The 18,779-nt window shown below is 72.7% G+C and carries 15 protein-coding genes; 11 read left to right on the top strand and 4 right to left on the bottom strand.

Going from position 1 to position 18,779, the window contains the following annotated elements; all coding sequences use genetic code 11:
* Positions 1-106: 106 nt before the first annotated feature.
* The 3 genes from ACZ7MX_RS19710 to ACZ7MX_RS19700 all read left to right on the top strand — a co-directional run bounded on the left by ACZ7MX_RS19710 (position 107) and on the right by ACZ7MX_RS19700 (position 3,555).
* Positions 107-1,372, top strand: a complete 1,266-nt coding sequence (locus tag ACZ7MX_RS19710) for a beta-ketoacyl-[acyl-carrier-protein] synthase family protein (RefSeq protein ID WP_472133772.1) — start codon at positions 107-109, stop codon at positions 1,370-1,372.
* A 9-nt stretch (positions 1,373-1,381) separates the two neighbouring features.
* A complete protein-coding gene (locus ACZ7MX_RS19705; protein ID WP_472133770.1) occupies positions 1,382-2,308 on the top strand; it encodes an alpha/beta fold hydrolase in 927 nt (308 codons plus the stop codon).
* 530 nt (positions 2,309-2,838) lie between these two features.
* Positions 2,839-3,555, top strand: coding sequence for a transglycosylase SLT domain-containing protein (locus ACZ7MX_RS19700; RefSeq protein ID WP_472133768.1), 717 nt, complete (start codon positions 2,839-2,841; stop codon positions 3,553-3,555).
* 86 nt (positions 3,556-3,641) lie between these two features.
* On the opposite strand, the gene ACZ7MX_RS19695 is transcribed toward ACZ7MX_RS19700, so the two are convergent.
* Entirely contained in the window at positions 3,642-3,833 is a 192-nt protein-coding gene (locus ACZ7MX_RS19695) for a hypothetical protein (protein ID WP_472133766.1), read from the bottom strand.
* Positions 3,834-4,539: 706 nt separating this feature from the next.
* On the opposite strand from ACZ7MX_RS19695, the gene ACZ7MX_RS19690 reads away from it, so the two are divergent.
* From ACZ7MX_RS19690 to ACZ7MX_RS19680, 3 genes are all read left to right on the top strand, one after another.
* Positions 4,540-5,196: a transglycosylase SLT domain-containing protein gene (locus ACZ7MX_RS19690; protein WP_472133764.1), complete on the top strand. Its 657-nt coding sequence runs from the start codon at positions 4,540-4,542 to the stop codon at positions 5,194-5,196.
* Between the two features lie 378 nt (positions 5,197-5,574).
* On the top strand, positions 5,575-6,447 hold the full coding sequence (locus ACZ7MX_RS19685; RefSeq protein WP_472133762.1) for a lysozyme: 873 nt from the start codon (positions 5,575-5,577) through the stop codon (positions 6,445-6,447).
* 248 nt (positions 6,448-6,695) lie between these two features.
* The gene (locus ACZ7MX_RS19680) at positions 6,696-7,145 is read left to right on the top strand and encodes a spore-associated protein A (protein ID WP_472133760.1); all 450 of its coding nucleotides are present in this window, start codon (positions 6,696-6,698) and stop codon (positions 7,143-7,145) included.
* 49 nt (positions 7,146-7,194) lie between these two features.
* Here the strand turns inward: ACZ7MX_RS19680 and ACZ7MX_RS19675 are convergent, their stop codons facing one another.
* The 3 genes from ACZ7MX_RS19675 to ACZ7MX_RS19665 all read right to left on the bottom strand — a co-directional run bounded on the left by ACZ7MX_RS19675 (position 7,195) and on the right by ACZ7MX_RS19665 (position 11,963).
* Positions 7,195-8,637, bottom strand: coding sequence for a phytoene desaturase family protein (locus ACZ7MX_RS19675; protein WP_472133758.1), 1,443 nt, complete (start codon positions 8,635-8,637; stop codon positions 7,195-7,197).
* 51 nt (positions 8,638-8,688) lie between these two features.
* Positions 8,689-10,206, bottom strand: a complete 1,518-nt coding sequence (locus ACZ7MX_RS19670; RefSeq protein ID WP_472133756.1) for an SDR family oxidoreductase — start codon at positions 10,204-10,206, stop codon at positions 8,689-8,691.
* A gap of 665 nt (positions 10,207-10,871) precedes the next feature.
* Positions 10,872-11,963, bottom strand: a complete 1,092-nt coding sequence (locus tag ACZ7MX_RS19665) for a LacI family DNA-binding transcriptional regulator (RefSeq protein WP_472133754.1) — start codon at positions 11,961-11,963, stop codon at positions 10,872-10,874.
* 284 nt (positions 11,964-12,247) lie between these two features.
* On the opposite strand from ACZ7MX_RS19665, the gene ACZ7MX_RS19660 reads away from it, so the two are divergent.
* The 5 genes from ACZ7MX_RS19660 to ACZ7MX_RS19640 are packed head-to-tail and all read left to right on the top strand — an operon-like array spanning position 12,248 to position 18,724.
* Positions 12,248-13,543 carry an ABC transporter substrate-binding protein gene (locus tag ACZ7MX_RS19660; protein WP_472133752.1) on the top strand — a complete coding sequence of 432 codons (1,296 nt, stop codon included), beginning with the start codon at positions 12,248-12,250 and terminating at the stop codon, positions 13,541-13,543.
* A 12-nt stretch (positions 13,544-13,555) separates the two neighbouring features.
* The gene (locus tag ACZ7MX_RS19655; protein WP_472133750.1) at positions 13,556-14,425 is read left to right on the top strand and encodes a carbohydrate ABC transporter permease; all 870 of its coding nucleotides are present in this window, start codon (positions 13,556-13,558) and stop codon (positions 14,423-14,425) included.
* On the top strand, positions 14,422-15,285 hold the full coding sequence (locus ACZ7MX_RS19650) for a carbohydrate ABC transporter permease (protein ID WP_472133747.1): 864 nt from the start codon (positions 14,422-14,424) through the stop codon (positions 15,283-15,285). The genes ACZ7MX_RS19655 and ACZ7MX_RS19650 overlap by 4 nt, the downstream gene beginning before the upstream one ends.
* 50 nt (positions 15,286-15,335) lie before the next feature.
* On the top strand, positions 15,336-16,643 hold the full coding sequence (locus ACZ7MX_RS19645; protein ID WP_472133745.1) for a glycoside hydrolase 5 family protein: 1,308 nt from the start codon (positions 15,336-15,338) through the stop codon (positions 16,641-16,643).
* Complete coding sequence (locus ACZ7MX_RS19640; protein WP_472133743.1) at positions 16,640-18,724, top strand: endo-beta-N-acetylglucosaminidase; 2,085 nt, start codon at positions 16,640-16,642, stop codon at positions 18,722-18,724. Before ACZ7MX_RS19645 ends, ACZ7MX_RS19640 begins: the two co-directional genes overlap by 4 nt.
* Positions 18,725-18,779 lie beyond the last annotated feature (55 nt).

Raw genomic sequence — 18,779 nt, 5'->3', positions numbered from 1 at the left:
CGGGCCACCGGCGAGACCCGTCCATGACGCGGTGGGCGGCACGCCAACAAGCGGAGGAACGCCTCGTGAATGCGGCAGAAGTTGTCCACGCCCCGCCGGCCCAGGAATGTCCCGTCCAGCGATTTCCGGTCACGGCGTGACGGCCCGCCGGCAGCCGTTCTCCGCGGCGGTGACGGGGCTGGGCATGGTGACCGCGGCGGGCGCCACCGCGAAGGCCACCTGGCACTCGGTCACCCAGGACACCCGGCCCGGCGGGGTGCATCCGCACCCCGAACTCGCCGATCTGCCCTGTGACTTCATGTACACCGCCGACCTGGACACCACCGAGCAGCTCGGCGTGGCGGCCCAGCGGCTGATGGACCGCTTCTCGCAGCTCGCAGTGATCGCGGCCCGCGAGGCGATCACGGACGCCCGCCTGGACCCGGAGACCTGGGACGGCTCCCGGGTCGCGGTGGTCATCGGCTCCGCACACGGCGGCCTGCCCTACTACGACCAGCAGAGCGCGGCGATGGCCGAGCGCGGCGCCCGCCGGGTCTCCCCCAAGCTCGCCCCGCTGACCGTCGTCAACGGCGCCGCCAGCAGCGTCTGCATGGACCTCGGGGTGCGCGGCCCCAGCCTGGGCGTGGCGACGGCCTGCTCCTCCGGGACCGTCGCCCTGGGCACCGCCCATCAGCTGCTGCGCACCGGGGCCTGCGACATCGCCATCGCCGGCGGCGCCGAGTCGCCGATCTCCCGGCTGCTGATCGCCAGCGCCTGCCGCATGAAGGCGGTCTCCACCCGGCGGGAGGACCCGGCCGCGGCCTGCCGGCCGTTCGATGCCGCCCGGGACGGTTTCGTGGTCGGCGAGGGCGCCGGTCTGCTCGTACTGGAGCGGCCCGAGCACGCGGCGGCCCGCCGGGCGCCGGTCCGTGCGCACGTCAGCGGTTACGGGGCCTCCAGCGACGCCTATGCCGCGGTCGCCCCGGATCCCGACGGCAACGGCATCGAGCAGGCGCTGCGCACCGCGATGGCCGACGCGGGGGTGCGGCCCGGTGACGTCGGACACGTCAATGCGCACGGCACATCGACGGTGGTCAACGACCTGATCGAGGCCACCATGCTGCGGCGGGTGATCGGCGACCATCCGCTGGTCACGTCCACGAAGGCGATGACCGGCCACACGCTGGGCGCGGCCGGCGGCATCGAGACCGCGCTCACCGTGCTGGCGCTGGAGGAGCAGCTGGTGCCGCCGACCGCGAACCTCGACGTGCCCGATCCGCAGCTGCCGCTGGAGATCGTGCGGCAGCAGCCGCGGCGGGCGTCCTTCGACTGTGCGGTCAAGACGTCGCTCGGCTTCGGCGGGCACAACGCCGCCCTCGTGCTGACCCGCTAGGCGGCGGCCATGCACGCCGAGACGGTCCGGTCACTGTCGGTGGACGGAGTGGGCTTCGCCTACCGGCGGCTGCGCGCCGCGGCGCCGGTCACCGAGCCCGTGGTGGTGCTGGGCGGGGCGCTGCAGGGCATGTTCGGCTGGCCGCAGATGGAGGACCGGCTGGGCCCGGTGGCGGACCTGGTGACCGCCGATCTGCCCGGGATGGGCAGCGCCGATCCGCTGCCGCCGGGGCCGGCCCACGGTCTGCTGTGCGCCGCCCTGGAGCGGATCATCGACGACCTGGAGGTGCCGCGGATCAACCTCTTCGGCTTCTCCTACGGCGCGGGCCTCGCCCACGGGTGCGCCCGGCGGGTGCCCGGGCGGATCGCGCGGCTGGCCCTCGGCGGCGTTCCCGCGCACCTGAGCGGCGGGCAGCTGGCGCTGTGGCGGCGGGCCGCCGGCCACCTCGCGCGGGGTGACGCCGGCACCTTCGCGACGGTGGTCACCGAGGCCCTGATGTGCCTCGACGAGGACCGGTACGTCACCCGGCGGGCGCCGGCACGGCGGTACGTCCGGCGGTCGGTGCTGCACGCGGTGCGGCACTCGCCCCATGCGGCGGATGCGCTGGGTCGCGCACTCACCGACCGCCCGGACTTCTCCGAGGTACCGGCCGGGGTCCGCACGCTGGTCTTCAGCGGTGAGCACGACACGGTGACGTCGGCGGAGCGGCAGCGGGCCTTCGCCGCGCGGATTCCGGGCAGCCGTTTCCTGACCGTCCCCGACACGGATCACTGGGTGGTGCTCGAACGGGCCAAGGACGTCGCGGAGTTGGCGGCCCGGTTCTTCACCGACGGACCGCTGGAATGCGCCCCCGCGCTCGCCCCGGTGCCCCGCCCGGCGCCGCCACCGGCCCGTTGTCCCGCTTCGCCGGAGCTTCCTTCCGTCGCGGTGGGATAACCCCGGTTGACCGGGCGCCCGAGGTTCCCCGCGGGTTTGTCCCCGGCGATACGGGAAAGCGCCCCCTGCGGACTTCGCAGGGGGCGCTTTTTTGTCTCGCGCGGGGCTGCGGGCCTTTTGCGCGGGGATCTGTGGGCCCTTGTGCGGGGGTCTGCGGGCCGGGCCGCGGGTGTGAGCGGGGTAACTCCGGCGGGGGTCCCGAGCGGGGCGCGGGGGCGGTTCCGGGTGATGCCGGGCACGCGACGTACGTCACGTACGGCCCTTCCTAGTCGACCGGCGCAGGGGAAGTGACGCCTGCAATTCGGGGGAAATCCGGAATTTATATCGGACATCTCTCCTCAAGTCACGAAGAGAGGTAGTACAACACCTCTTTGCCACCCTCCAGGGCGGGCGCTAACCATGTTCCGGGTAGCACCGAGAACGTCTGCGAACTCCGCCGGAGCGGCGAGCGCGGCAACGACCCTCGGTCCTCACGCGCCAACCGAAGGCCGCCTCCCCCGCCACCAAGCCCTGGAAGAGGTCACATCCGCATGTCCCGCTTCGCCCTGCCCCGCGCCGCCCGCAACGTCCGCATCACCCGCGCCCACAAGGCTTCCGCGGCGCTGGTGGCCACCGCGAGCTGCGCCGCCGCGCTGGCGTTCACCGCCGCGCCGAGCGATGCCGCGACGCCGTCCGCGCACGCACCGGCCGCGGTCAAGCCGGTCAGCGCCGACGGAATGCCGCTGACCGCCAAGGACCGCGCCGACGACGGCAAGAAGGACCGGGTCGTGGCGTCGACCGTCGCCGACGGCCTGAAGGTCACCGCCGTCGAGAAGCAGGGGCACACGGCCAAGGCCGCCGCCAGCCGTTCCGTCGAGCGCAGGACGATGGCCCAGGCACCGAAGGCCACCCCCAAGGCCAAGCCGAAGGCCGCCCCCAAGCGCTACGCGAACAACCTCGACGGCTGGATCCGCCAGTCGCTCGACATCATGCACGCCAAGGGCATACCGGGCTCCTACGAGGGCCTGCACCGCAACATCATGCGCGAGTCCAGCGGCAACCCCAACGCCGTCAACGACTGGGACATCAACGCCATCAACGGCATCCCGTCCAAGGGCCTGCTCCAGGTGATCCAGCCCACCTTCGACCGCTACCACGTCTCCGGCACGGCCGACAACCTGGTCGACCCGGTGGCCAACATCACCGCCGCCGCCAACTACGCGGCGCACCGCTACGGCTCGATCGACAACGTCAACTCGGCCTACTGAGCCGCCAGTAGCACCTCCACGTCCAGTGGCCCTGCCCGCATCGCGCGGGTGGGGCCACTGCCGTTTTCCGGCCTCCGGACCGGCCGTCAGTAGCGGCCGTGCCGGGCCGGGCCGCCACCGAACAGCGCGTCGAGCACGTCGCCGGCGAAGCGAAGTCCCGCCTCTTCCCTGGGAGAGAGGTGATGGTGGTCGTCGACGGGCGCCGCGGCCGCGGACCCCGCGGCGAGGACGCCGGTCACGAGAAGGCCGGTGGCAACAACGGCGATACGACGGAACATGAGCACACCCCTACGGTGAGTGACGACTGTGTGCGTGACACTGTCAAGGAGCCGGGGCCCCGCCGTCGTGCGACAGTCCGGGGCGCTGCTGCGAACGGACCAGCAGCACCGCCGTATTGCCGTAGCGGGGGCGTCCCCAACGGCCGAGCCCGCGCGGTGCCGCGGGGCGCACGGGGCGGAAATACACCGCGGTCCGTCGTACGTGAATTGGCGCACAAATGCCGCTCTTTTGGGCTCAGCAGCAGTGCCCTGCACCACATTTATCGAATCCCGCTGGCCCACAACGGGCAGCCGGGCGGATGAATCGGCCGCGGGCGGCGCATGAAACGGTGCGGCCCGGCGGTAATTGCGGTGTGAGCCAGGCAACTTAAGCACCCCGATAACGCGGGCTTTCCGGCCGCTTCCAGGTGACCCGCGGCACGCGATGTACGTCACTTACGACCATGCCTAGTCGAGGGAATCCGCCGCTTTTCCAGGTCAACGCGGTGGGAAACGCTCATTACTTCAGAGAGCCGGGTTTTCTCACGAAGATGGGTAGTACAGAGCACCATTGCCTCGATTCCGGACCGTCGCTAAACATGGATTCCGACGCGCCGAGAGCGAGTCGCGGTGAACGCCCCAACGGCGAACGCGGCAAAGACCTCCGGTACGCAACGCGCCGCCACAGGCCGCTCCCCGATCCCGTACCTGGAAGAGGTCACTCTGCATGCCCAGCTTCACCCTGCCCCGCGCTGTCCGTATGACCCGCATCACCCGTACCCACAAGGTCGCCGTGGCCGTTCTGGCCGCCGCGGGTGCCACCTCGGGTCTGGCGCTCACCTCCGCCCCGGACACCGCACAGGCTGCGTCTGAGCACGCTCCGGCCGCGGTCAAGCCCGTCAGCGCCAACGGCCTGCCGGCCAAGAAGGCCGACGACGCCCGGACCGGCCGCCCGGTGACCGCCTCGGTCGCCGACCACATCAAGGTGACCGCCGTCGCCAAGCAGCACACCGCCCAGCAGGCCGCCAACCGCTCCGCCGAGCGCAAGGCCGTGAAGGCCTACCCGAACAACCTCGACGGCTGGATCCGCGAGGCGCTCGACATCATGCACGCCAAGGGCATCCCGGGCAGCTACGAGGGCCTGCACCGCAACATCATGCGCGAGTCCAGCGGCAACCCCAACGCCGTCAACGACTGGGACATCAACGCCATCAACGGCATCCCGTCCAAGGGCCTGCTCCAGGTGATCCAGCCCACCTTCGACCGCTACCACGTCTCCGGCACGGCCAACAAGCTGACCGACCCGGTGGCCAACATCACCGCCGCCGCCAACTACGCGGCCGACCGCTACGGCTCGATCGACAACGTCAACTCGGCCTACTGAGCCGACGGCGAGCAGCCGTCGCCGGCGATCACGCCGGCTTCACCGGACCACCGGGTCACGGGAGAGACGGATCACAAACGCGGGCCCGACCGGCTCGCCATGAGGAGCAGCTTGCGAAGCGGCGGAATGGCGCGTTCGCCGCTGCGCGCGGAGCGGGCCCCGGCACAGCCGGGGCCCGCTCTGTCCGTCCGGGGACCGGCCCGGACGGCCGGGGGTGACCGGCCCTGCCCGCCGGACGGGTGAGATGCGGGGCCGGTCGGCGGACTGACGGCCTGTTGCGCCATAGAGTCAGGCAGTTCTGCGTATAAGTCTCTTATCGGCAGAATTCTGCTCAAATCCTGCCGTACCTGACTCAACCGAAGGCCTCGGAGGCATGCGATGCCCTTGCGCAGATCCGGTCCGGCCCGCCGTAAAGTCGCCACGGCCGGAACGCTCGTTTCTCTCCTCTCCGTGCTCGCTCTGCCCGTCGCACTGCCCGGATCGGCCACGGCGACCGATGCCGCGAAGAGACCCGCCCATCCCGACGCGGACTGGATGGGCTCCACCATCGCGCTCCACGAGGGCGTCGACCGGGCCGGCGGCATCGAGCCGCGGGCGTCGTACGGCAGGAGGGGGGTGGCCGGGGTCGACGTCTCCAGCCACAATCACAAGGTCGGCTGGTGGTCGCTGCGCAGGTCGGGGGTGCGCTTCGCGTACGTCAAGGCCACCGAGGGGATCAACTACACCAACCCGTACTTCACCCAGCAGTACCGGGGCTCGTACAAGTCCGGAATGATCCACGGCGCCTACCACTTCGCGCTTCCCGACCACTCCAGCGGTGCCACCCAGGCGCGCTACTTCGTCAACCACGGCGGCGACTGGTCCCAGGACGGCAGGACGCTGCCCGGCGCGCTCGACATGGAGTACAACCCCTACGGCGCGACCTGCTACGGCAAGAGCGCCAAGGGGATGGTCAGCTGGATCCACGACTTCGTGCGCACCTACCGGGAGGAGGCCGGGCGCGACCCGGTCATCTACACGTCCACGAACTGGTGGAAGCGGTGCACCGGCAACTCCGGGAAGTTCGGCCGGAGCCATCCGCTGTGGATCCCGCGCTACGGCTCGTCCGTCGGCACGCTGCCGGGCGGCTGGCAGTACCACAGCATCTGGCAGCACACCTCCTCCGGCCACCCGGTCGGCGACCGCAACCGCTTCAACGGCAGCTACAGCCGGCTGAAGGTCCTCGCGTACGGCGACGACGAGGACGACTGACCGGCGGCCCACCCACCGCTCTGCTCCCGGCCGGTCCCCGGCGCCCGATCTCGGGGCGCCGGGGACCGGCCGCTCGCCGTCCGGCGCCCTGCCGGGCGCGCACCGGCACACCGCCCCACCGGCACCCGGCATCGACCACTCAATTCGAACAACGGGCAATTCCCGCGACGCTACAACCTTTACGTACCGCTCCGGGTCCAACACTGCGAAATGACCACGCGACGCACCCACCCGACGGGGGCATTCCCATGAAGCGTTCACGTGCCATCGCAGGATCCGCCGTACTCGCCGTGGCAGGACTCGCCACGATGGCCACGGCGACCACCGCAACCGCCGCACCGACCGCCGCCGCGTACAACGGGGCCTGCGGCAGCGGCTACCGTGTGGTGAATTCCGTACCGGTCACCGGAAAGGGGACCGTGTACCTGACGTACAGCGCGAAGACCGGAAAGAACTGTGTCGTGACCGTGCGGAACAAGCCCGGAAAGCCGGTGTACGTCTACACGTACCTCACGGCCACCGACGGCAGTTCCGAATGGGTTTACGACAGCGGGCAATACACCAGCTACGCCGGTCCGGTGTATCTCCCGGCAAAGGGCCGGTGCGTGGACTGGGGCGGCGCGATCGAGACGGTGAGCGTCAGCGTCTCGGGCTCCAACTGCGGCCGGATGGCGGCCGGCGTGGTCACCCACCGCTGACCGCGCGGCGGCCGACGGCGGTCCCCGGCAGCCCGCCCGGGGGCCGCCGTCAGCGCATGCCCAGCGCCCGCAGCGCCGAGCGCGCCGCGTTGTGGCCGCACATCCCGTGGGCGCCGGCGCCCGGCGGGGTCGCCGCCGAGCAGAGGTACACGCCGGGCACACCCGTCGCGTACGGGTCGAGCGCGATCCGCGGACGCATCGTCAGGTTCAGCGGAGTGTTGGCACCGCCGATGATGTCGCCGCCCACGAAGTTGGCGTTGCCGCGCTCCAGATCGGCGGTCGAGGTGGCGGTGAGGCCGACGATCCGCTCCCGGGTGCCGGGGGCGAACCGCTCGAACTGCGCGAGCATCGCGGCGGTGGCGTCGCCGCGGTAGCCGTGCGGCACATGGGCGTACGCGGAGACCGGGTGGACGTCGCCGGCGGAGCGGCCGGGGTCGGCGAGGTACTGCTGGGAGACCAGGAGGAACGGGCGCTCGGGCATCCGCCCGCGGTGGATCTGCCGCTCGGCGTCCGCGATCTGCGCGAAGCTGCCGCCGAGGTGGACGGTGCCGGCCCGCCGGCAGGCGTCGGCGCGCCAGGGCACCCCGCCCTCGACCGCCAGGTCGAGCTTGAAGGCGCCGGGGCCGTGCCGGTAGCGGGTGTAGGCCCGGCGTACCCGGGGCGGCAGCCGGTCGCCGATCACGGATGCCGCGGCGGCCGGCGCCAGGTCGAGCAACACCGTTGCCGCGGGCGGCAGTTGGCTCAGGGAGCGGATCGTCACGCCGGTCTCGATCCGGCCGCCGGCGGCGGTGAGGAGGCCGGCCAGCGCGCGGGCGATGGCCGCCGAGCCGCCCTTCGCGACCGGCCAGCCGAACCGGTGGCCGGCCGCGATGATCATGAGTCCGACGGATGCGGCGGCGGGCCCGTTCAGCGGTCCGAAGAGATGCGCCGCCACCCCGCCGTAGAGGCCGCGCGCCTCCTCCGTGCGGAAGCGGCCGGCGAGCGCGGTGGCGGGCTGCAGGGCCCGCAGCCCGAAGCGGGCGAGCCGGACCGGGTGCCGGGGCACCCGCAGGAGGGGCTTCATGACGGCGTCGGTGAGCACCTCGGCGTCGGCGGCCGGCGGACCGAACAGCCGCCGCCATGCCGGACCGTCGACGCCGAGCCCGTCCGCCGTCCGGGCCAGGGACCGGTACAGCGCACCCGCGCCACCGGAGTCGACCGGATGGGCGAGGTCGATCTCCGGCCAGCACCACTCCAGCCCGTGCGCCGCGACGTCCAGCGTGCGCAGCCAGGGCGACCCGGCGCCCATCACATGCGTCGAGGAGCAGTGGTCGAACAGCAGGCCGGGGGCGAACAACTCACCGCTGCGGACGCCGCCGCCGATCTCGTCGGCCGCCTCGAAGACCGTCACCTTCAGGCCGGCCTGTGCCAGCGTGACCGCCGCGGCCAGCCCGTTCGGTCCGGCGCCCACCACGACCGCCGCGTCTCGTGCCCGTCCCACCCGTTTCGTCATGCCGTCAGCATGCCAAGGCGTACGCGGAACCGGCGTGCAGGGGTGCGGAGTTCACGCCGGGCGGGTGGCGGCCGCGGCCTCGGCGGCGGCCGCGATGTTGCGGGCCATGCCGCCGAACACCACGGCGTGGAAGGGCGCGACGCACCACCAGTACGCATGGCCGGTCAGCCCGTGCGGATGGAACAGCGCCCGCTGGGCGTAGCGGGTGCGGCCCTCGGCGTCGCGGGTGACCGTCATCTCCAGCCAGGCGAGGCCGGGGAGCCGCATCTCGGCGCGCAGTCGCAGCAGCCGCCCCGGCTCGGCCGCCTCGACGCGCCAGAAGTCGAGCGAGTCGCCGACCCGGAGGCGGCCGGCGTCCCGTCTGCCGCGGCGCAGCCCCACCCCGCCGGCCAGCCGGTCCAGCCAGCCGCGCACCGCCCAGGCGAGCGGGAAGGAGTACCAGCCGTGTTCTCCTCCGATGCCCTCCACGACCTGCCAGAGCGTCTCCGGCGGGGCGTTGACGGTGACCTCCCGACGGTCGGTGTAGAGGCTGCCGCCGGCCCAGTCGGGGTCGGTGGGCAGCGGGTCGCTGGGCGCGCCCGGTACGGCGGCGCCGGACCAGCGGGTGGTGACCTGGGCGTCCCGCACCCGGCGGAGCGCCAGCTCCACCGCGTCGTCGAAGGGCAGCGGGTGGCCCGGCGGGTCCGGGTCGGGGACGTAGCGGGCGATGTCGTGTTCGTGGCAGACGACCTCGTGGCGCAGCGACTCGGCCAGGGGCCGGGCGATGCCCGGCGGGACGGGGGTGACCAGGCCGATCCAGAGGCTCGACAGGCCGGGGGTGAGCACCGGGACGGGCAGGATGAGCCGTTCCGGCAGCCCGGCGGCGCGCGCGTAACGCTGCATCATGTCGCGGTAGGTGAGGACGTCCGGGCCGCCGATGTCGAAGGTGCGGCTGACGCCGGCGGGGAGCCGGGCACAACCGACCAGGTACCTCAGCACGTCACGGACGGCGATGGGCTGGATGCGGGTGCGCACCCAGCTCGGCGTGATCATGAGCGGCAGCCGTTCGGTGAGGTAGCGCAGCATCTCGAAGGAGGCGGAACCGGAGCCGATGATGACCGCGGCGCGCAGCACGGCGGTGGGCACGCCGGAGGCCAGCAGGATGCCGGCGACCTCGGCCCGGGAGCGCAGGTGGGGTGAGAGGTCCCGCTCGGGGATGCCGCGCGGGGTGAGTCCGCCGAGGTAGACGATGCGGTGCACGCCGGCGGCGCGGGCCTCGTCGGCGAAGATCCGCGCGGCCCGCCGGTCGGTCTCCTCGAACCGCCGGCCGGTGCCGAGGGCGTGCACGAGGTAGTACGCGATGTCGACGCCGGCCAGCGCACGGCGCATCGAGCCGGCGTCGGTGACGTCGCCGCGGACGATCTCCGTCTCCCCGGCCCAGGGGTGGTCCCGCAGTTTCCCGGGCGTCCTGGCCAGCGCCCGGACGGTGTATCCGGCGGCGAGCAGCTCGGGTACCAGGCGGCCGCCGAGATAGCCGGTGGCGCCGGTGACCAGGGCCCGCGGTGCGGCGGGGGCGCCCGTGTCGGCCATGGGTGGACCTCCTCCCGTTTGCGCATTGCGGCACTTCCCACGTACCTGTCTGCGGCGCCCCGGGGCGCTGCGCTTTGCGGCGCCTCCCACGTACCAGTCTGTCCCGCCGCGGGGCGTCTCGCCGTTGCGCGCTTTGCGGCGCCCCGCACGTACCGGGCGCTGCGCTTTGCGGCGCCTCCCACGTACCTGTCTGTCCCGCCGCGGGGCTCGCTCGCCGTTGTGCGCTTTGCGGCGCCCCGCACGTACCAGTCTGTCCCGCCGTCGGGCCTGGTCGCCGTGGCGCCTGCGGCGGGCTGGGTGGGTGTCGGGTGCGGTTCTGGCCCTCCAGACTTCGTCCTCCGGTCCAGCCCCTCCCGTGAGTGGGAAAGTAAAGGCCGGTGGGGGTGCACGTGGTCCTAGGTGCGGGCAGTGAACGGAACCACGCCCGCCCCCACGAAAACTCCCACCAACGGGAGGGGACAGACCGGAGGACGAAGTCTGGAGGGCTGTCACCGCACCCGACAAACAAACGCCCGCCGCTGGGGGTACCTCCCACGCCCTTTAGGCAGTGGGGGAGCAACGGCGAGACGCCCCCCGGCGGGAGAGACGGGTACGTGCGGGGCGCCGCACAGCGCAACGGCGAGCAAGCCCCGCGGCGGGACGGCCAAGTACGTGGGAGGCACCCCTCACCCGCAGGGGCCCGTGCTCTCCCGGGCCTCCAGGTGGGGGAGTTCGCCCTGGACGGTGCGCGGCGGGCCGCCGTCGAGGACGGTGAGGAGCTCGTGGGCGGCGAGCCGGCCGAAGCCGGGGGTGTCGCGGACCAGCGCGGTCAGGCGGGGGTGGGTGACCCGGCAGAGCGCCGAGTCGTCCCAGGCCACGATGGACAGCGCGGCGGGGACGGGGATGCCGCGCTCGGCGGCCACCGAGGCGCCGGCCACCGCCATCACGTCGTTGTCGTAGATGATCGCCGTGGGCGGCCGGGCGTCGTCCAGGATGCGGCGGGTGGCCTCGGCCCCTTCCGCGTCGGAGTAGTCGGTGGTCACCGAGCGGACCTGCCGCTCGGTGAGGCCGCGGAGCGCCGCCTCGGTGCGCAGCGAGCGGATCCGGCGGGCGGTGTGGGCGAGGTCGGGCAGGCCCGCGACGTGCACGATCCGGCGGTGGCCGAGGCCGTGGAGGTGATCCAGGACGCGGGCCATGGCCCGGGCGTCGTCGGCCCAGACCGTGGGAAGCAGCGGTGGCCGCGCGGCGTCCTGCTCCTGGTCCGCCGGTGCGGGGCCGGCCGGGCCGCCGATGGCGACGGCGGGCAGGCCGAGCGTGGCGAGGAGTTCCGGGCGGGGGTCCTCGGTGCGGGGGTCGACGACGAGGACGCCGTCCACCCGGCGTTCGGCCCACCAGCGGCGGTAGAGCGCGCACTCGGTGTCGAGGTCCTCGACGACCTGGAAGAGCAGGGCGATCTTCCGGGCCGAGAGCACTTCCTGGATGCCGGAGACGAGCTGCAGGAAGAAGGATTCGACGCCCAGGGTGCGGGCGGGGCGGGCGAGGACGAGCCCGAGGGCGCCGGCGCGTTCGCCGGAGAGGGCGCGGGCGGCGCTGTTGGCCTGCCAGCCGAGTTCCTCGGCGACCCGGCGGACCCGGGCGCGGGTGTCGTCGGAGACGCCCGGCCGGTCGTTGAGCGCGAAGGAGACGGCGCTCTCCGAGACCCCGGCCCGGCGGGCGATGTCCTTGATCGTGGGCCGGCGCGCCGGCCTGCGGCGGGCGGCCTCACCGGGCGCTGTCATGGCGGGCTCTCCTCGTGCTGAACCGCATTAGTGCGGCATGGGTCCGGCTCAGTCTGATCAGCGGGGGACGGTGTGTCAAACGTGCGCCCAATCCCTCGTCGCGCCTTTTGAAGTCCCGCCCGCAGCACGGGTATTGACACTCACTAAAGCGCATTAGTAGCGTCTGCCGCGTTGTCGCCCGAGGTCCTGCGGAATACCCGCCGAAACGGCCTGGAACGCTCTCTCTCCCGGGGCCGGTGCGCGGCATTTCGTGCGGTCCGGTCCGAGCAGAGGAGCCGCCAGCCATGCGCAGAGTTACCGTTCCCCGCCGAGCCGGTGCCGCGGCCGTGGCGCTGGCCGTATCGGCGCTCACGCTGACCGCCTGTGGTGCCGGCGGCGGAGCCGGGGACGACGCCTCGGGGAAGGTCGAGGGCCAGGTCACCTTCCAGACCTGGAACCTCAAGGCGAATTTCAAGGATTACTTCGAGGGGCTCATCAAGGACTTCGAGAGGAAGTATCCGGATGCCCGGGTGAAGTGGATCGACCAGCCGGCCGAGGGATATCCGGAGAAGCTGAGTGCGGACGCGGCCGGCGGCACCCTGCCCGACGTGGTGAACGTATCACCGGATCTCGCCTATCCGCTGGCGAAGGCCGGGCTCGCACTCGACCTGGAAAAGGCCGCCGGGAAATACCGCGGAGAATATCTCGACGGGGCCTGGAAGAGCCATGAGATGCCGGGCCTGCCGGGCGTCTACGCCTTTCCCTGGTATCTGAACACCGGGCCGATGTTCTACAACAAAGAGCTCTTCAGGAAGGCCGGACTGGACCCGGACAAACCGCCGGCCACCTATGACCGGCTCTTCACGGACGCGGTGGCGATGGCGAAGAAGAGCGGCCGGAAGATAGCGATGCTCGCCGGCACACCGTCGATCGAGGACTTCGGCCGGTACGGCGTACGGCTGATGAACGCCCGGGGCACCGAGTTCACCTTCAACGAACCCAAGGGCGTCGAACTGCTTCGGCATTACCAGGAGTTGTACGCGGCCGGGGCGCTGGACTCCCAGGCGCTGACCGCACAGGCCGAGTCGGCGGGGCGGAAGTTCGAGCAGCAGTCCGTCGCCATGAACCCGGGCAGCGCGCTCGATCTGCAGAACTTCAAGAAGGACGCGCCGAGCCTGTACCGGCACATCGGCATCACCGACGCGGTCAACAACACCGGTAAGGCCAATATGTACGTCCAGGGCCTGATGGTGAACGCGCAGAGCAAGGTGAAGCCGGCGGCGGTGGCCTTCGCGCACTTCGTCACCGACAAGAAGAACCAGATGGCGTTCGCCAGGAAGGTCACGATCTTCCCGAGCACCAAGGGCTCGCTGGACGATCCGTACTTCACCAAGGAGGACGGCACCGATGCGACCCGGGTGCGGGTGGCCTCGGCCAAGTCGCTGAAGACCGCGGTGAATTACACCCCGGTGCTGCTGAGCGACCAGATGAAGACCGTGCTGCGCAATGCGGTCGCCCGGGCCGTGCAGGGCAAGCAGTCGCCCGAGGCGGCGCTGGACGGTGCGGTCGCCGAGTGCAATCGCCTGCTGAAGACCGGCTGAGCCCGGGCCGCCGTGAAAAGGCACCGTTCCGCGAGTCCCTGGCTGTTCCTCGCCCCCGGACTGCTGATCGCCCTCGCCTTCGGTCTGTATCCGTTCCTCAGCACGGTGGCGCATTCCTTCACCGATGCCCGCACGCTCACCGCGGGGCAGTTCGTCGGGGGCGCGAATTACCGCGAGCTGATCCACGACGCGATGTTCTGGACCGGGCTGCGCAACAGCGTGCTCTACGTCCTCGGGGTCGTACCGCTGCTGGTGATCCTGCCGCTGCTGCTGGCGATGCTGGTGCAGCGGCAGATTCCCGGGATCGCCTTCTTCCGGGCCGCGTTCTACACCCCGGTGGTCGCCTCCGTCGTGGTGGTGTCGCTGATCTGGGTGTGGCTGCTGGACGACCGGGGGCTGATCAACGCGCTGCTGGAGGGGCTGGGCTTCGGGACCGCCCACTTCCTCAGCGATCCGTGGCTGCTGCTGCTCAGCGCCATGGCGGTCACCGTCTGGAAGGGCCTCGGCTACTACATGATCATTTATCTGGCGGCGCTGGCCAACGTCCCCGGGGAGCTGCACGAGGCCTGTGCGGTCGACGGGGCCGGCGCGGTGCGCCGCTTCCTGACCGTGACGGTGCCCGCGCTGCGTTCCACGATGGTGCTGGTGGCCGCGCTCTCGTCGGTCAGCGCGTTCAAGGTGTTCTCCGAGGTCTATCTGATGGCCGGCCCGACCGGCGGGCCCGGCGGCGAGGACACCACGCTGGTGATGCTCGTCCAGCAGGCCGGCACCGGCCTGTCCGGCCGGGTCGGCTATGCCTCGGCGCTGTCCGTCGTGGTGTTCGTGATCACCCTGGGGCTGATGCTGCTGGTGCTGCGCGCGAACCGCAAGGAGGGGGCATGAGCGCGGCCGCGCCGCGGTACGGGCGCACCGGGCGGCGGCCGCCGCGGTGGCAGTCGGCGCTGCGCTACGCGCTGCTGCTCGCCGTACTGGCGCTGACCGTCGGGCCGTTCCTCTGGCAGCTGTCCACCTCCCTCAAGGGCCCCGGTGAGGACATCTACCGCTATCCGCCGAGCCTTCTCCCGCATCAGGTGACGCTGGCGAACTACGCGGGCGTCACCCGGATCATCCCGGTCTGGGACTTCGCCCTGAACTCCCTGAAGGTCGCGACCGCCAATGTGCTCACCAACTGCGTGGGCGCGGCGCTCGCCGGCTATGCGCTGGCCCGGCTGCGCTTCCGGGGCCGCCGGGCCGCGCTGGTGGTCTTCCTCATGGCGATGCTGGTCCCGGTCGAGAGCATCATGATCGCCCAGTTCGTGACCCTGCGGTCACTGCAGCTCAACAACACCCTGCTCGGGGTGGTGCTGCCGGGCTGCATCGGCGCGATGAACGTGCTGCTGATGCGCAATGCCTTCGCGGCGCTGCCGTACGAGGTGGAGGAGGCGGCGTTCGTCGACGGTGCCAACGCCTGGCAGCGGTTCGTGCGGATCGCGCTGCCGTCGGTGCGGGGCACCCTGGCGGTGGTGGCGATCTTCGCCTTCATGGGGGCCTGGGACGACTTCCTGTGGCCGCTGATCGTGCTGAGCGACCAGTCGAAGTTCACCCTGACCATCGGCCTGAACTTCCTGCACGGCACCTTCGCCGACAACCAGCGGCTGGTGGCGGCCGGCACCGTCATCGCCGTGCTCCCGCTGATCGTGCTCTTCGCCTGCCTCCAGCGCTCCTTCTTCCGCGGTGTCGGCGAGGGCGCCGTCAAGGGCTGAACCCGCCGGCCCGGACGTCCTTCCGCCACCTTCGACCCCACAGGAGTCCCATGCGATTCGGCGTCAACTACACGCCCACCCAGGGCTGGTTCCACCACTGGCTGGACTTCGACCTCGACGCGGTGCGCGCGGACCTCGACTCCGTCGCCTCGCTCGGCCTGGACCACATCCGGGTCTTCCCGCTCTGGCCGCTGTTCCAGCCGAACCGGGCGCTGATCCGGCCGCGCGCCGTGGAGCAGCTGGTGCAGCTCGCGGACGCGGCGGCCGAGCGCGGGCTCGATGTCGCCGTCGACGGGCTGCAGGGGCATCTGTCCAGCTTCGACTTCCTGCCCGCCTGGACGCGGACCTGGCACCGCCGCAACCTCTTCACCGACCCGGAGGTCCTGGCGGGCCAGGAGGAGTACCTGCGCGCGCTGGCGGCCGCGCTCGCGGACCGTCCCCACTTCCTCGGGATGACGCTCGGCAACGAGATCAACCAGTTCTCCGACGGCCCGCACCCGGACCCGGACCACCTCACCGGCACGGAGGCCACGGCCTGGCTGGAGCGGATGCTGGCGGCCTGCGAGCGCGGCGCGCCGGGCCGTATGCATCTGCACGCCGCGTACGACGCCGCCTGGTACCGCGACGGCCATCCGTTCACCCCGGCGCAGGCGGCCCGGCTGGGTGCCGTGACGGCCGTGCACTCGTGGGTGTTCAACGGCACCGCGCAGCGCCACGGGCCGGCGGGCACCGCCACCGAGCAGCACGCCGCCTATCTCGTCGAGCTGTCCAAGGCGTGGGCGAGCGACCCGCACCGCCCGGTGTGGCTCCAGGAGGTCGGCGCGCCGGCACCGCACATCCCCGCGGAGCGGGCGGCGGACTTCACCGCGGCGACCGTCGCGGCCGTCCTGGACTGCCCGGATCTGTGGGGCGTCACCTGGTGGTGTTCGCACGACGTGTCCCGGTCGCTGGCGGACTTCCCGGAGCTGGAGTACGGGCTCGGGCTGCTCCGCACCGACCGTACGGTCAAGCCGGCCGGGCGGGCGCTGGCGGCGCTGGCCGCCGAGTGGCGCGGACGGGAGCACCGGCCGCCGGTGCGGAGCTGCGCGCTGGTGGTGGACGTGGGCGGGGCCGACGCGGCGCCGCACCGGTCGGTGTGCGCGCCCGGCGGACCGGTCTTCGAGGCATGGGCGGAGCTGGCCGCCCAGGGCGCCCGGCCGGCCCTCGTACTGGCCGAACTCGCCGAGGACCGGGAGCATGTGGGCTCCCGTGGCATCACCGAGGTCGTTTCACCCGACGAGGTGCGCGCGTCCGGCGGCCCGGCCCGCGCCGCGCGTCGCCGGCCGCCGTCCGTCCCGTACCGGAGGAGCACCTCATGACCCACCGCCCGCTGCCCGTCCCCCGCCGTCGGGTGCTGCTGGCCGGGGCGGGCGCCGCGGCCGCCCTGTTCGGCCCGCCCGTCACGGGTGGTGCGGCGGCCGCCGGCCGGCACCGCACCGCGGAACCGCTCCAGCCGTACGCGTCGTACTGGTTCCCCGCCTCGCTGCCCGAGGGCACGCCCGGGGACGGCGTGGTGTGGCGCAGCCTCGCGGCGTGGACGCCCGGGTCCGACCGGGACCTGCCGTTCAACACGGCGACGGTGCCGCTCGCCGAGCGGTTCACGCCGGTGCCGGCGAACTCCTCGGTCCGTGCCGGACAGGCCCGGATCAGCGCGCTGGCGGCCTTCGGCCCCACCGCGGGCAATCCCTCGCAGGGCTCGGCGACCGCGGACACGTACGCGCCGACGCACTGGGCGTACCTCGACGAGCTGGTCTTCTGGGGCGGCTCGTCCGGCGAGGGCCTGATCCTCGCGCCGAACGCCCCGGTCGTGGACGCCGCGCACCGCAACGGCGTGCCCGTCCTGGGCACCGTCTTCCTGCCGCCGGCCGCCTACGGCGGGCAGCTGCGCTGGACCCGCGACCTGGTGCGGAAGGACGGCGCCGGCCGCTTCCCGCTCGCCGCGAAGCTGGCGCAGGTGGCCGCGGCGTACGGCTTCGACGGCTGGTTCGTCAACGCGGAGACCGGCGGCGGGGACGCCGCGCTCGCCGCCGACATGCAGGGATTCCTGCGGGCGCTGCGCGCGGCGGGCGCCCGGCACGGGCTGCGCCTCACCTGGTACGACGCGATGAACCGGACCGGGCAGGTCGGCTGGCAGGGCGCGTTGAACGACCTCAACCGGCCGTTCTTCCAGGACGCCGCCGGGCCGGTCGCCGACTCGGTGTTCGTCGACTTCCGCTGGACCGCCCGGTCGCTCGCGGACTCGGGCCGTCTCGCCGGTCGACTGGGCCGCAGCCGTTATGAGTTGTGGGCCGGGGTGGATGTCGAGTCGGCCGGCTGGGACACCCGCACGGACTGGGAGGCGATCGTCCCGGCCGGGCGCGACCACGTCGTCTCGTACGGCTTCTACCGTCCGGAGTGGACGCTGACGCATCTGCCCGAGGGGCGTACGCCCGGTGAGTTCCATGCCGCGGACGACCGGTTCTGGTCGGGTGAGGCCCTGGATCCGACCGTGCCGGGCGGTGCGGGGGACGGCTGGCGGGCGCCGGCCGCCGTGGTGGCGGACCGGTCGGTGCTGACCGCGCTGCCGTTCGCCACCACCTTCAACACCGGGCACGGGCTGCGCTGGTACGAGGACGGGCGCGCGGTCTCGGACGCGCCCTGGAACCACCTCGGGTTGCAGGACGTGCTGCCGCCGCGGCGCTGGGCGGTGCGCACCGCGGGCGCCCGCCCGGAGGTCTCGCTGGACTTCGCCGCGGCCTGGCGCGGCGGCAGCAGTCTGCTGGTGCGCGGTGCGGCGGACGGCCCGGTGACGCTGGAGCTGTTCCCCGCGCGGCTGCCGGCCGGTGCGGAGACGGTGGTCGGCCTCACCCATCGCCTCGATCCGTCGTCGGGGCCGGTGACCGTCGAGGTGGCGGTGGCGCTGCGGGACGCGCCGGCGCCGGGCGAGTCCGCTCCGTACGCCTTCCTGCCGGCGGGCACGCTGGAGCCGGGCGGCGGCTGGCGCACCGACACCGTGCGGCTCGGTTCGCCGGTCCCGGGGACGGTCCGTGCGCTGGGGGTGCGGCTGACCGGCCGCGGCGGCGGTGCGGTGGCCTGGCGGCTGGGGGCGCTGGCGGTCCATGACCGCGCCGGGGCGCCGGCCGCGCCCGCCGGGCTGCGGGTCACCGGCCGCGCCACCACGGACGGGGCGCTCGGCCTGCGGCTGCGCTGGGAGCGCGCCGCCGGGCCGGTGCGCCACTACGAGCTCCACCGCCGCTTCCCGGACGGGTCCCGGCAGTTCCTCGGCGGGACCTGTGGCACGGCGTACTACGTCAGCGGGCTGCGGCGGGCCGCGGACGAGCCGGCCGCCCGGCTGGAGGTGCGCGCGGTGCACGAACTGTTCACGGTCTCGGCGCCCGCCCGCACCGATGTCCCCTGGTGACCGTCCGTCCTTCCTGCCCGAACCTCCTCGATTCCCGACGCTACGGAGCCCTCGC

This window comes from Streptomyces sp. NPDC107765 (assembly GCF_055657085.1).
This window is presented reverse-complemented; position numbering and strand designations above follow the sequence as displayed.